Below are 12,161 nucleotides of genomic sequence, written 5' to 3'. Positions count from 1 at the left end.
CAGGCCGTCCGTGCCCTCGCCCGGTCCACCACCGCGTTGCATATCTCCACCCGACTGGTATTGCCTGCCCCGGCCCCGCGGCCCCCGCCACGCAGCCTGATCATCATGGCAGTGACCTCCCCCGGGGCGGCGCGGTGAAACGCCCGTCCGCAAGTCTGTCGCGGCCTCTGAGACCATGGCTGGTGTGAGCTACCCGTATCCGTATGAAGCCCCAGTCTCGCAGAACCTGTTTACGCGCGCGTCCGTTGTGACGCCCGGCGGCGTGAACTCTCCCGTGCGCGCCTTCCGCGCGGTGGGGGGTACGCCCAGGTTCATGGTGTCTGGTACCGGTCCGTATCTGACCGATGCCGACGGCCGCGAGTATGTCGACCTGGTCTGCTCGTGGGGACCGATGATCCTCGGCCATTCCCACCCGGCCGTGATCGAGGCCGTACAGGCCGCGGTCGCCCGCGGCACGTCCTTCGGTACGCCCGGTGAGGGCGAGGTGGCGCTGGCGGAGGAGATCGTCGCGCGCGTCGAACCCGTCGAGCAGGTCCGCCTGGTGTCCTCGGGCACCGAGGCGACCATGTCGGCGATCCGGCTGGCCCGCGGGTTCACCGGCCGCGCCAAGATCGTGAAGTTCGCCGGTTGCTACCACGGTCACGTCGACGCGCTGCTGGCCGCCGCCGGCTCCGGTCTGGCGACCTTCGCCCTTCCCGACACCCCGGGTGTCACGGGTGCGCAGGCCGGGGACACGATCGTGCTCCCGTACAACGACCTCGACGCGGTACGGGCGGCGTTCGCCGCGCACCCCGGCGAGATCGCCTGCGTGATCACCGAGGCGGCGCCCGGCAACATGGGCGTGGTGACGCCGGCCGAGGGCTTCAACCAGGGGCTCGCGGACGTGTGCCGGGAGAACGGCGCCCTGTACATCTCGGACGAGGTGATGACCGGTTTCCGCACCTCGCGTGCCGGTTGGTACGGCGTGGACGGGGTCAAGCCCGACCTGATGACCTTCGGCAAGGTCATGGGCGGCGGCTTCCCGGCCGCGGCGTTCGGTGGCCGCGCCGACATCATGGGCCACCTGGCCCCGGTGGGCCCGGTCTACCAGGCGGGCACCCTTTCCGGGAACCCGATCGCGACCGCCGCCGGTCTGGCGCAGCTGCGGCTGCTGGACGACGCGGCGTACGAGAAGGTCGACTCGGTCTCCGCCCAGGTTCAGGCGCTGGTCACCGAGGCCTTGAGCAAGGAGGGCGTGGCGCACCGGTTGCAGACCGCCTCCAACATGTTCTCGGTGTTCTTCACGGAGAACGAGGTGAAGAACTACGACGACGCCAAGAAGCAGGAGTCCTTCCGCTTCAACGGCTTCTTCCACTCGATGCTGGCACAGGGCGTCTACCTGCCGCCGTCGGCGTTCGAGTCCTGGTTCGTGTCCAGCGCCCACGACGAGCGGGCCATCGAGCGGATCGCCGCGGCCCTGCCCGCCGCGGCCCGCGCCGCAGCGGAGGCCACCGTATGAGCACCGAGGGAACCACCGACACGGGCGCGGGCGCCGAGACCGCCGGCCCCGCCAACCCCCCCGACATCACCGTGGTGCACCTGATGCGCCACGGCGAGGTGCACAACCCGGACGGCGTGCTCTACGGCCGCCGTGCCGGTTACCACCTCTCCGAGCTGGGCCGGGAGATGGCCGACCGGGTCGCGGAGCACCTCCAGGGTCGGGACATCACGCACGTCGTGGCGTCCCCGTTGGAGCGGGCGCAGGAGACGGCCGCGCCCGTCGCGAAGGTGCACGGTCTGGACCTGTCGACCGATGGTCGGCTGATCGAGGCGGGCAACGTCTTCGAGGGCAAGACCTTCGGCGTGGGCGACGGTGCGCTGCGCAAGCCGGAGAACTGGAAGCACCTGACGAACCCGTTCAAGCCGTCCTGGGGCGAGCCGTACGTGGAGCAGGTGGTGCGGATGATGAGCGCCATCGAGGCCGCGCGCGATGCGGCCCGCGGCCACGAGGCGGTGGCGGTCAGTCACCAGCTGCCGATCTGGATCGTGCGCAGCTTCGCGGAGAAGCGCCGGCTGTGGCACGACCCGAGGCGCCGTCAGTGCACGCTGGCCTCGTTGACCTCGTTCACGTTCCAGGGCGACAAGCTGGTGTCGGTGGGCTACAGCGAGCCGGCCCGGGACCTGGTGCCGGCGCATCTGCTGGCTGGTGCGAAGCCGGTGAAGGGGAAGTCGAAGGCCTTCGGGGCCTGAGGCGTACGGGGTCGACGCCTTCGTCGGGCCGGGCCCGGGCTTCCTTCGGGGTCCGGGCTTCCTTCGTGGGTCCGGGCTCGGTCGTGTCGGCCCGGAGGCCACCCGGCAGCCGTGTGCTGTGTGAGGGAGCGGCGTGGGCGGCCCATGGCCTCCCCATGGGTTTCTCTATTTTCATACAAGTCGACCACGGCGCGCCGCGCGCGGACTTCATTCGCCTCTGATTGTCAGTTTGTATGACATTTCATGAGCGATGTGGGCAGGACACGGGACTTCACCCGACGCGGCGCGCTCGGCCTCGGGCTCGGCGCCGTCGCGCTGGGCGCCGCCGGCTGCGGTGGCGGCTCCGGTTCGAGAGACTCCGGCGCACACCCGGATGCGACCGGCTCCGCGAAACCCGGACCGCCCGCCGTGAAGCGCATCGGGGACGGCTCCACGGCGAACACCGGCCCCCAACCCCACCAGCCTCCCGCCCCCGTCCCGCTCCAGCCGGGCGAGACGCCGCCCCAGTTCGTGGTCTTCAGCTGGGACGGCGCGGGCGAGGTCGGCAACGGTCTCTTCCCGCGCTTCCTCAAGGTCGCCAAGGACCACGGCGCGGCCATGACCTTCTTCCTCTCCGGCCTCTACCTCCTGCCGGAGTCCAAGAAGCACCTGTACCGGCCGCCGAACAACCCCGTCGGGGCCTCGGACATCGGCTACCTCAAGGACGAGAACGTCCGCAACACCCTCGGTCACGTGCGCCAGGCCTGGCTCGACGGCCATGAGATCGGGACGCACTTCAACGGGCACTTCTGCGGCGGTTCCGGTTCCGTCGCCAAGTGGTCGCCGCAGGACTGGCACGACGAGATCGACCAGGCCGTGTCCTTCGTCACGAACTGGCGCACCAACACCGGGTTCACGGACCTCGAACCGCTGCCCTTCGACTACCGCAAGGAACTCGTCGGCGGTCGCACCCCCTGTCTGCTCGGCCAGGACGGCCTGTTGCCCACCGCGCGCGAGCGCGGCTGGCGCTACGACGCGTCCTCGCCCGGCGGCCTCCAGCAGTGGCCGGCGAAGAAGTCGGGCCTGTGGGACCTGCCGCTGCAGTCCCTGCCCTTCCCCGGGCACTCCTTCGAGGTGCTCTCGATGGACTACAACATCCTGGCGAACCAGTCGAAGAACACCACCAAGGGCGTCGCCGCCAACTACCCGGGCTGGCGCACCCAGGCGACCAGCGCCTACCTCGGCGGTTTCCGGCGGGCCTACGAGACCAACCGCGCGCCCCTCTTCATCGGCAACCACTTCGAGGAGTGGAACGGCGGCATCTACATGGACGCCGTCGAGGAGGCCTTGAAGGGCATGGCGGACAAAAAGGAAGTAAGGCTCGTGTCCTTCCGGCAGTTCGTCGACTGGCTGGACGTCCAGGACCCCAAGGTGCTGGACCGGCTGCGGGGCCTCGCCCCCGGCCGGTCACCGGCCGGGGGCTGGCGCACGTATCTCACCGGTGCCTGACCAGCGTCCCGGTTCCCCGTCGGGGGGCGTGGAAGATCCGCAAATCGCCCATGCGAAACTTTTCACATGAGCCTTAGCCGCGCCCCCCGTCGCCGCCGCTCGACCAGCGGCCGCGCCATCCTGCTGACCGCGGTGACCCTCGCGAGCGCCCTCACCCTTTCGGCGTGCGGCGACTCGGGCAGCGGCAGCAAACCCTCCGGTTCCGCCGGCGGCAACTACGTGACGGGCCCCGGCGGCATCTCCACCGTCGCCAAGGGGGACCGCGCCGAGGCCCCCAGGCTGGACGGCGGGACCGTGGACGGCAAGACCCTCGACGTCACCTCCCTCAAGGGCAAGGTCGTCGTCCTCAACGTGTGGGGCTCGTGGTGTCCGCCCTGCCGGGCCGAGGCCCCGTACTTCGCGAAGGTGTCCAAGGCCATGGCCGACGCCGGCAAGGACGTCGCCTTCGTCGGGCTGAACACCCGGGACAACAGCAAGCAGAACGCCGCCTCCTTCGAGGAGACCTACGGGATCACCTACCCGAGCCTCTACGATCCGGACGGCAAGCTGATGCTCCGCTTCCCCAAGGGCACGCTCAACCCGCAGTCGATCCCCTCCACGATCGTCCTCGACAAGGAGGGCAGGATCGCCGCCCGCACCCTGGTCGCGGTCAACGAGGAGCAACTGCGCTCGATGATCGACCCGCTCCTCGCGGAGAAGTGACCTCGTGGTCTCCCAGCTCCCCCACCTCTTCCTCGCCGCCGAGGCGACCGGCGTGAACACCACCGTCCTCAACGGCGCACTGCTGCTGGCCCTGCCGCTCTCGCTGTTCGCGGGACTGGTGTCCTTCTTCTCGCCCTGCGTGCTGCCGCTGGTCCCCGGCTACCTGTCCTACGTGACCGGGGTCGGCGGAGCCGACCTCGCCGAGGCCCGCCGCGGGCGGATGCTGGCCGGCGCGGGTCTGTTCGTCCTCGGCTTCACGGCCGTGTTCGTCTCCACGGGCGCGCTCTTCGGCTACTTCGGGGCGACCCTCGCGGACAACAAGGAACCCATCTCCAGAGCCCTCGGCGCCCTGGTGATACTCCTCGGCTTCTTCTTCATGGGCTGGATCCCCGGGCTGACGATGCGCGAGTTCCGCTTCCACAAGAAGCCGGCGGCCGGGCTGGTCGGCGCGCCCCTGCTGGGCGTGCTCTTCGGGGTCGGCTGGACGCCCTGCATGGGGCCGACGCTCGCGGCGGTCAACACGCTCTCCATCGACCAGGCGACGGCGGGCCGCGGCGCGCTGCTGACCGTCGTGTTCTGTCTGGGGCTGGGGCTGCCCTTCATCGTCACCGCGATTGCCTTCCGCAAGGCGCTCGGTGCGTTCGGCTGGGTGAAGAAGCACTATGCATGGGTGATGCGGATCGGCGGCGGCATGCTGATCCTCACCGGCCTGCTGCTCGTCACAGGATGGTGGGGCACGCTCATCAGTGACATGCAGGCCTGGACCGACGGCTTCACGGTGGGGATCTGAGGACTACACGGACATGAGTACGACCGACAAGGCGTCCACCGAGACGCCGCACGAGTCCACCGAGCAGGCCGAGGCCAACGCCGACGCCGCCGCGGGCGCCCAACTGTCCACCGCCCCCCTGGAGGACGGTCCCACCGCCCCCGTCGGCATCGGCGTGATCGGGTGGGCCCGCTGGTTCTGGCGGCAGCTCACCTCCATGCGGGTGGCGCTGATCCTGCTCTTCCTGCTGTCCCTGGGTTCCATCCCGGGCTCCCTGATCCCGCAGACCCAGGTCGACGCGATGAAGGTCGCGGAGTGGAAGCGGACCCACGACTTCTGGGTGCCCGTCGCCGAGAAGCTCCAGCTCTTCGACGTCTACAGCTCGGTGTGGTTCTCCGCGATCTACATCCTGCTGTTCGTGTCGCTGATCGGCTGCATCATCCCGCGTACCTGGCAGTTCGTCGGCCAGCTCACCGGCCGCCCGCCGGCCGCCCCCCGGCGCCTCGACCGGCTGCCCGCGTACGCGACGTGGCGCACGGAGAAGGCCCCGGACGAGGTGCTCTCGTACGCGAAGGACGTGCTCGGCCGGCGCCGCTTCCGCACCGAGCCGGGCCGGGACTCCGTGGCCGGCGAGAAGGGCTACCTGCGCGAGGCCGGCAACCTGGCCTTCCACATCGCCCTGATCTTCATGCTGGTGGCCTTCGCGGTCGGGCAGCTCTACAAGTCCGAGGGCGGCAAGCTCGTCCTGCGCGGCAAGGGCTTCTCGAACACGCTCACCCAGTACGACGACTTCAAGTCCGGCAGCCTGTTCTCCTCGGACAACCTGCCGCCGTTCTCGTTCACCCTGGACAAGTTCGACGCGACGTACGAGAAGACCGGGCCGCAGAAGGGCACTCCGCGCGACTTCAAGGCGTACGTGACCTTCAACGAGGGCGCGGACGGCAAGCCGGTCAAGACCGAGATCGAGGTCAACAAGCCGCTGGAGGTCGACGGCTCCAAGATCTTCCTCCTCGGTCACGGCTACGCGCCGCTCATCTCGGTGACCGACCCCAACGGCAAGGTGATCTACAAGGACGCCGTGCCGATGCTGCCCTTCGACGCGAACCTCAGCTCGTCGGGCGCCGTCAAGGTCACCGACGGCTACAAGAACAAGGACGGCAAGGCGGAGCAGCTCGGCTTCAACGCCATGTTCGTGCCCACCTTCGCGGGTGAGGGCAAGGGCACGATGCTCTCGCAGTTCCCGGCCCTGGACTTCCCCGTCCTCGCGCTCAGCGCCTACCACGGCAGCCTCGGCGTGGACTCGGGTCTGCCGCAGAACGTGTACCAGCTGAACACCTCGAAGATGAAGCAGTTCGAGGACGACAAGGGCGAGCTGTTCAAGCAGAAGCTGCTGCCCGGCGAGACGATGACCCTGCCGAACGGCGCGGGCACCGTGAAGTTCGAGGGCGTGGAGCGCTGGGCCACCTTCTCGGTCACCCAGCAGCCGGCCAACGGCCTGGCCCTCGCGGGCGCCGTCGTCGCGATCGGCGGCCTGGCCGCCTCGCTGTTCATCCAGCGCCGCCGGATCTGGGTCCGGGCGGTCACCGGCAAGGACGGCGTCACCGTCGTCGAGATGGCGGGCCTCGGCCGCAGCGAGTCCGCCAAGCTCCCGGAGGAACTCGCGGTGCTCTCCGCCGCGCTCCACCAGCAGGCGCCCACCGCGCCCGACCAACCTGTCACGGAACCTGTCGAAGGGGAGCGCGGATGATGACGCCGCTCGCAGCCGCAGCCAACGAGAGTCTGGCTCAGCTCAGCAACTACCTGGTCTATTCGTCGATGGCGGTCTATACGCTCGCCTTCCTCGCGCACATCACCGAGTGGACGTTCGGCAGCCGCAGCAAGGTCGCCCGCACGTCCGCCGCGCTGACCACCGCCAAGGGCGCCCAGGCCCCCGCCGTACAGGTGCGGTCCCAGGGCGGCACCGCCGTGCTGGATCGGCCGAAGGTCGTCACCCGGTCCGCCTCCGGCTCGCGGGACGTGCCGGACGGTCCGGGCGCGGCCGGCGGCACCGCGCAGGGAGACCTGTACGGGCGGGTCGCGGTCTCGCTGACGGTGCTCGGCTTCCTCATCGCGGCGGCCGGTGTCGTGACCCGCGCCATGTCGGTGCAGCGGGCCCCCTGGGGCAACATGTACGAGTTCTCGGTGACCTTCTCCACGGTGGCCGTCGGCGCGTACCTGGTGCTGCTCCTGCTGAAGAAGAACGTGCGCTGGCTCGGTCTGATCCTCATCACGACCGTGCTGCTCGACCTGGGCATCGCCACCACGTGGCTGTACACCGACAGTGATCAGCTGGTGCCGGCCCTCCACTCGTACTGGCTGTGGATCCACGTCTCGACCGCCATCTTCTGCGGCGCGGTGTTCTACATCGGCGCGGCCGGCGCGGTGCTGTACCTGTTCCGCGACTCCTACGAGGCGCACCTCGAAGCCGGTCGCACGCCGGGCCGCTTCCGTTCCTCGGTCATGGAGCGGCTGCCCTCGGCGGCCTCGCTCGACAAGTTCTCGTACCGGATCAACGCGGCCGTCTTCCCGCTGTGGACCTTCACCATCGTGGCGGGCGCGATCTGGGCCGGCGACGCCTGGGGCCGCTACTGGGGCTGGGACCCCAAGGAGGTCTGGTCCTTCGTGACGTGGGTGGCGTACGCCTGCTACCTGCACGCCCGGGCCACCGCCGGCTGGAAGGGCCGCAAGGCCGCGTACCTGGCGCTCTTCGCCTTCGCCTGCTGGATCTGGAACTACTACGGCGTGAACATCCTGCTCAGCGGAAAGCACTCGTACGCGGGCGTCTGACGCGGACGTTCGACCGCACGGGCCAAGGCCCGTCGGCGTCACGGCTCATCCGAGCCGCGGCCTCGGCGGGCCTTTCGCCTTGCCCGCTCCGGGCCGCCCCGCCCCGCTCCGGGCCGACCCGAGCCCCCGCGCCGTTCAGGGAGCGGCGGGGTTCACCACACCGGGCGCAGGGCCGGGAGCGGGCCGTCCCCGTGCAGGGTGCGGACGACCCGGGTGAGTTCGCGCCGCAGCGCCGGGAGGTCGGCGGCGCCGGCCAGTTCGGCCTCCAGTTCGTGCATGATCGCGCCGGCGACGTTCAGGTGGTCGTAGGCCGCGCGGGTCAGGACCACCAGCTTGCGGCGGCCACCCCCGGGGTGCGGCTCGCGCCGTACGTACCCGCGCCGCTCCAGGTCGTCGACCATCTGCCCGGCGGCCTGCTTGGTCACCCCGAGTCGCTCGGCGAGTTCGGTGGCGGTGGCGCCGGGCCCCTTGAGGACCTGGAAGGCCATGCCGTGCAGGGGGCGCAGGTCGCCTTCGCCGACGGCGGTGAGGCGGCGGGTGAACTCGGCCAGCAGGAGCTGGAACCCCATCCCGACGAGGAGGGTCAGCTCGATGCCGGGATCTTCGCTCCCGTGGCCGCGATGTCCGGGGTCGCCGTTGCCGGCTTCGGTTCTGGTCACGGGATTCATGGTGACACGGGCGAGTCAATCTGCTTTACTCGGATCAGTGAGTAAAGTAGCTTTACTCGCATTCGAGAGGACTTCGTCATGCACGTGATCCACCCTTCCCCCGACCACGTCACCGTCACCCCGAACGCCACGATGACCGGCCACGCCGCCCCGAGCCGGGGCAGCGCCGAGCTGAGCACCTGGCACGTCGACATGCCCGCCGGGAGCGCCGGCCCCGAGCACTCCGTCACCCGCGAGCAGGTCTGGACGGTCACCTCGGGCACCCTGGAGGTCACCTCCGGGGGCCGCACCGAGCAGGTCGCCGCGGGCCGGACCCTGGTCCTGCCGCCCGACGTGCCCCGCCGCATCAGCTCCCCCGAACGGTTCGAGGCCCACGTCGCCATGCGCGCCGACGGCATCGTCTCCGTCACCGGCGCGGAAGGCACCCGGACCCTGCCCTGGGCCGTGTGACCGGGCAGGGGCCGGGTGCCGTCGCCGGGTGGTCAGGCCCCCACCGGCTCCGGCTCCGGACCCGGCTCGCAGGCCCCGGCCGCCGCCCCGAACTCCCCGGAGCCGGCCGAGGAGCCGGACGCGGGCTCGCCGCCGGGCCCGGCCGCCGTCACCGTCCCGGCTCCGCCGGCGCGTCGCCGGCGCAGGCCCGGAGCGCTGACCGCCGCGGCCGCGAGGACCGCCGCGAACGGCACCAGCAGCGCGGCCCGGTAGCCCGTCAGCGGGTCGGCGTACGCCGAGGCCACGCCGGTCACGGCGGCCAGCCCGACGGCCGCGCCGAACTGGAAGGACGTGTACAGCAGCCCGCCCGCCAGCCCCTGCTCGGACTCCTCGACGCCCTCGGTCGCCACGATCGTCAGTGGCCCGTAGACCAGCGCGAACGCCAACCCGAGCAGGATCAGGCTCGGCAGCATCATCAGGTACGTCCAGTCGGCGCCCAGCGGCAGGAACAGCCCGTACGAGAGCGCCGCCGACAGCAGCCCGCCGAAGATCAGTCGGCCGTTGCCGAACCGCCCGACCAGCCTCGGCACCAACGTCGGCGACAGCACGGCGTCGATCCCGATCACGATCATCGCGAAGCTGGTCTCCGGCGTCGACCAGCCGCGCAGTTCCTGGAGGTAGAGCACCACCAGGAACTGGAAGCCGAAGAACGCCCCCGAGAACAGCAGCGCCGCCGCGTTGGCCCGCAGCAGCGCCCCGGAGCGCAGGATTCCGAGCCGGATCAACGGCTCCGCCGTCCGCCGCTCCACCAGGGCGAACACGCCCAGCAGGGCGATCCCCGCCGCCGCCGGCCAGGCCGCGGTCTCCTCCACGCCCCACACCAACAGCACCACCGCCGCAGTCACCAACACCCCGCCCGGCAGGTCGAGGCGGCCCCGGGTCGCCCCGCGCGCCTCACGCGGCAGGAGGGCCAGCGCGCCCACGAGGATCAGCGCGGCCAGCGCCACCGGCGCGAAGAACACCCACCGCCACCCGGCGGAGGTCAACAGCCCGCCCGCGACGAGCCCGATGGAGAAACCGCCGGCCGCGGTCCCGGAGTACACCAGCAGTGCCTTCTCCCGCCGCGGTCCCTCCTCGAAGCCGGTGGTGATGATCGACAGTCCGGCCGGGGTCATGAAGGCCGCGGCCACTCCGGTGACGAACCGGGCGACGATCAACTGCCACCCCTCGTCGGCGAGTCCGCCCAGACCGGAGAAGAGCAGGAAGACGGCCAGCCAGCCAACGAACATCCGCCGCCGCCCGAACAGATCGGCCGCGCGGCCGCCCAACAGCATGAATCCGCCGTAGCCGAGCACGTACGCGCTCATCACCCACTGGAGTTCGCCGGTCTCCAGCCCGAGGTCGGCGCGGATCGAGGGCAGCGCCACGTTCAGCATCGCCACGTCGATGCCTTCGAGGAAGATCGCACCGCACAGGACGAGGAGCACGCCCCAGCGGCGCCTGTCGATCCTGCCGTCGTTGATGTGATCGGACACGGGACAACCTCACAGAACGGGAAGAAGGGGAGGGGTAGTTGCCGGCCCCACCACCTTCGTCCGCCGACCAAGGGGGGAACAACGCCGAAGAGAACGACGTTCGTTCAGCCATGCTTACCGATCGCGACGAGCTCGACTGCTTCCTGATCCTCGCGGGGGAACTGCACTTCGGCCGGACCGCCGACCGGATGCTGCTGTCCCGCGCACGCGTCAGCCAACTCGTCCAGCGCCTGGAGCGCCGCATCGGCGCGCCGCTGTTCCTGCGGACCAGCCGCAGCGTCGTCCTCACCGCCCTCGGCGCGCAGTTGCGCACCGACCTGGAACCGCACCACCGGGGGATCGGCGCCGCCCTCGACCGGGCCGCCGCAACCGCCCGCGCCGCCGACGGGGTGCTGCACGTCGGCTTCACCACGCCGCCCGCCGGAGAGGTCGTCCTGCGGGCCGCCGAAGCACTGCGCGTCACCCACCCCGGCCTGGCCGTCGAGGTGTGCGAGGTGCCGCTCTCGGATCCGTACGGGCAGTTGCGCAGCGGCGCCTTCGACGTCGCCTTCGCCGAGTTCCCGGTGCGCGAGTCGGACCTCGGGGAGGGGCCGGTGCTGTTCGTCGAGGAGCGGGCGCTGGCCGTGGCCGCCGGGCACCCGCTGGCCGCGCGGGAGGCCGTGTCCATGGAGGATCTGGCGGGGGTCGCTCTACTGGGCATCGGCGGGGACCTGCCGCCCCACCGCCGTGCGTACCTGACGCCCGCGCGCACCCCGGCCGGCCGGCCGATCGGGCGCGGCCCGGAGGTGACGAACATGCAGGAGGCGCTGATGCTGGTCGCGGCGGACCGGGGCGCGCTGCTCGTCGCCGCTCACGCGGCGACGTACTTCGCCCGCCCGGGAGTCGTGTACGTCCCCTTCTCGGACGCCGAGCCCGCCGGTTACGGCCTGGTCTGGCGCGCAGCCGACAACTCGGGCGCGGTACGGGCCTTCGCGAGCGCGGCGCTCGACTCCGTGGGACGGGGCGCGGCGGGCCGAGGGGCCGCGTCGCGCTCGTGATCCGGACGCACCCGATCGGTGGAGCCCGACGGGCGGTCCGGCCGGTCCGGGGCCCTAGTCCTTGTCGCGGTCGCGGTTCTCGTCCTTCTCGCGCTCCGCGTCCTTCTCCGTGTCCTTCTCCGCGTTCTTCTCCTCGCCCCGCTCCCTGGTGCGGTCCTGCTCCTCGCGCAGCGAGTTCAGGAACTCGGGGTTGTCGTCCGGCGCGACCCAGCGCGTGCTGCGGGCCCGGCCGGCGGACGACTGCCGCTTCTTGCCCGAGTACAGCCAGACGATCGCCCCGACGATCGGGAAGACCAGGACGATGAGGACCCAGATCACCTTCTGCAGGTGCTTGACCTCCTCCTCCGGCGTGTTCAGACAGTCGATGAAGGCATAGACGGTCAGCGCGAGAAGGAGCAGGAAGGGCAGATAGCGCAACACGGTGCGGGACCGACTCCCAGGCAGTGGCGGCGGGGCCGCGTCGGGCCCCGGTGACGCT

12 protein-coding genes are annotated in these 12,161 nt (G+C 70.9%); 9 read left to right on the top strand and 3 right to left on the bottom strand.

The genetic code is table 11. The features are described 5' to 3' along the window. Positions 1 to 175 precede the first annotated feature (175 nt). From hemL to ccsB, 7 genes are all read left to right on the top strand, one after another. Positions 176 to 1,498: a glutamate-1-semialdehyde 2,1-aminomutase gene (gene hemL, locus ACQEVM_RS31970; RefSeq protein ID WP_433084775.1), complete on the top strand. Its 1,323-nt coding sequence runs from the start codon at positions 176 to 178 to the stop codon at positions 1,496 to 1,498. 83 nt (positions 1,499 to 1,581) lie between these two features. Continuing rightward, positions 1,582 to 2,229, top strand: a complete 648-nt coding sequence (locus tag ACQEVM_RS31965) for a histidine phosphatase family protein (RefSeq protein ID WP_433085514.1) — start codon at positions 1,582 to 1,584, stop codon at positions 2,227 to 2,229. Positions 2,230 to 2,472: 243 nt separating this feature from the next. Continuing rightward, positions 2,473 to 3,717, top strand: coding sequence for a hypothetical protein (locus ACQEVM_RS31960; protein WP_433084773.1), 1,245 nt, complete (start codon positions 2,473 to 2,475; stop codon positions 3,715 to 3,717). Positions 3,718 to 3,783: 66 nt separating this feature from the next. After that, positions 3,784 to 4,419 (top strand): TlpA family protein disulfide reductase, encoded by a 636-nt coding sequence (locus ACQEVM_RS31955; protein WP_433084771.1) that lies wholly within the window; start codon positions 3,784 to 3,786, stop codon positions 4,417 to 4,419. A gap of 4 nt (positions 4,420 to 4,423) precedes the next feature. Then, on the top strand, positions 4,424 to 5,209 hold the full coding sequence (locus ACQEVM_RS31950) for a cytochrome c biogenesis CcdA family protein (RefSeq protein WP_433084769.1): 786 nt from the start codon (positions 4,424 to 4,426) through the stop codon (positions 5,207 to 5,209). Positions 5,210 to 5,222: 13 nt separating this feature from the next. Next, on the top strand, positions 5,223 to 6,935 hold the full coding sequence (resB, locus tag ACQEVM_RS31945; RefSeq protein WP_433084767.1) for a cytochrome c biogenesis protein ResB: 1,713 nt from the start codon (positions 5,223 to 5,225) through the stop codon (positions 6,933 to 6,935). Further along, the gene (gene ccsB, locus ACQEVM_RS31940; RefSeq protein WP_433085512.1) at positions 6,935 to 8,014 is read left to right on the top strand and encodes a c-type cytochrome biogenesis protein CcsB; all 1,080 of its coding nucleotides are present in this window, start codon (positions 6,935 to 6,937) and stop codon (positions 8,012 to 8,014) included. Before resB ends, ccsB begins: the two co-directional genes overlap by 1 nt. Positions 8,015 to 8,166: 152 nt before the next feature. Here the strand turns inward: ccsB and ACQEVM_RS31935 are convergent, their stop codons facing one another. After that, on the bottom strand, positions 8,167 to 8,583 hold the full coding sequence (locus ACQEVM_RS31935; protein WP_433085510.1) for a MarR family winged helix-turn-helix transcriptional regulator: 417 nt from the start codon (positions 8,581 to 8,583) through the stop codon (positions 8,167 to 8,169). 177 nt (positions 8,584 to 8,760) lie between these two features. Here ACQEVM_RS31935 and ACQEVM_RS31930 point away from each other — a divergent pair, with 177 nt between their 5' ends. Then, on the top strand, positions 8,761 to 9,132 hold the full coding sequence (locus tag ACQEVM_RS31930; protein WP_433084765.1) for a cupin domain-containing protein: 372 nt from the start codon (positions 8,761 to 8,763) through the stop codon (positions 9,130 to 9,132). Positions 9,133 to 9,164: 32 nt separating this feature from the next. Here the strand turns inward: ACQEVM_RS31930 and ACQEVM_RS31925 are convergent, their stop codons facing one another. Beyond that, on the bottom strand, positions 9,165 to 10,646 hold the full coding sequence (locus ACQEVM_RS31925) for an MFS transporter (protein ID WP_433084763.1): 1,482 nt from the start codon (positions 10,644 to 10,646) through the stop codon (positions 9,165 to 9,167). A 110-nt stretch (positions 10,647 to 10,756) separates the two neighbouring features. Between ACQEVM_RS31925 and ACQEVM_RS31920 the strand changes: the two genes are divergently transcribed. After that, entirely contained in the window at positions 10,757 to 11,683 is a 927-nt protein-coding gene (locus tag ACQEVM_RS31920; protein WP_433084761.1) for a LysR family transcriptional regulator, read from the top strand. A 54-nt stretch (positions 11,684 to 11,737) separates the two neighbouring features. Here ACQEVM_RS31920 and ACQEVM_RS31915 read toward each other — a convergent pair whose 3' ends face one another. Continuing rightward, on the bottom strand, positions 11,738 to 12,103 hold the full coding sequence (locus tag ACQEVM_RS31915; RefSeq protein WP_433084759.1) for a PLDc N-terminal domain-containing protein: 366 nt from the start codon (positions 12,101 to 12,103) through the stop codon (positions 11,738 to 11,740). Positions 12,104 to 12,161: the final 58 nt, after the last annotated feature.

Origin of the sequence: Streptomyces sp. CA-243310, from assembly GCF_050936775.1 — a bacterium.
Taxonomy (GTDB): domain Bacteria; phylum Actinomycetota; class Actinomycetes; order Streptomycetales; family Streptomycetaceae; genus Streptomyces.
This window is presented reverse-complemented; position numbering and strand designations above follow the sequence as displayed.

What these genes read in the sequence shown, in the direction of transcription:
- ACQEVM_RS31965 (WP_433085514.1), top strand. Translation starts at nt 1,582, where the DNA reads ATGCGCCACGGCGAGGTGCACAACCCGGACGGCGTGCTCTACGGCCGC.
- hemL (WP_433084775.1), top strand. Translation starts at nt 176, where the DNA reads ATGGCTGGTGTGAGCTACCCGTATCCGTATGAAGCCCCAGTCTCGCAG.
- ACQEVM_RS31920 (WP_433084761.1), top strand. Translation starts at nt 10,757, where the DNA reads ATGCTTACCGATCGCGACGAGCTCGACTGCTTCCTGATCCTCGCGGGG.
- ccsB (WP_433085512.1), top strand. Translation starts at nt 6,935, where the DNA reads ATGACGCCGCTCGCAGCCGCAGCCAACGAGAGTCTGGCTCAGCTCAGC.
- ACQEVM_RS31930 (WP_433084765.1), top strand. Translation starts at nt 8,761, where the DNA reads ATGCACGTGATCCACCCTTCCCCCGACCACGTCACCGTCACCCCGAAC.
- ACQEVM_RS31960 (WP_433084773.1), top strand. Translation starts at nt 2,473, where the DNA reads ATGAGCGATGTGGGCAGGACACGGGACTTCACCCGACGCGGCGCGCTC.
- resB (WP_433084767.1), top strand. Translation starts at nt 5,223, where the DNA reads ATGAGTACGACCGACAAGGCGTCCACCGAGACGCCGCACGAGTCCACC.
- ACQEVM_RS31955 (WP_433084771.1), top strand. Translation starts at nt 3,784, where the DNA reads ATGAGCCTTAGCCGCGCCCCCCGTCGCCGCCGCTCGACCAGCGGCCGC.
- ACQEVM_RS31935 (WP_433085510.1), bottom strand. Translation starts at nt 8,583, where the DNA reads ATGGGGTTCCAGCTCCTGCTGGCCGAGTTCACCCGCCGCCTCACCGCC.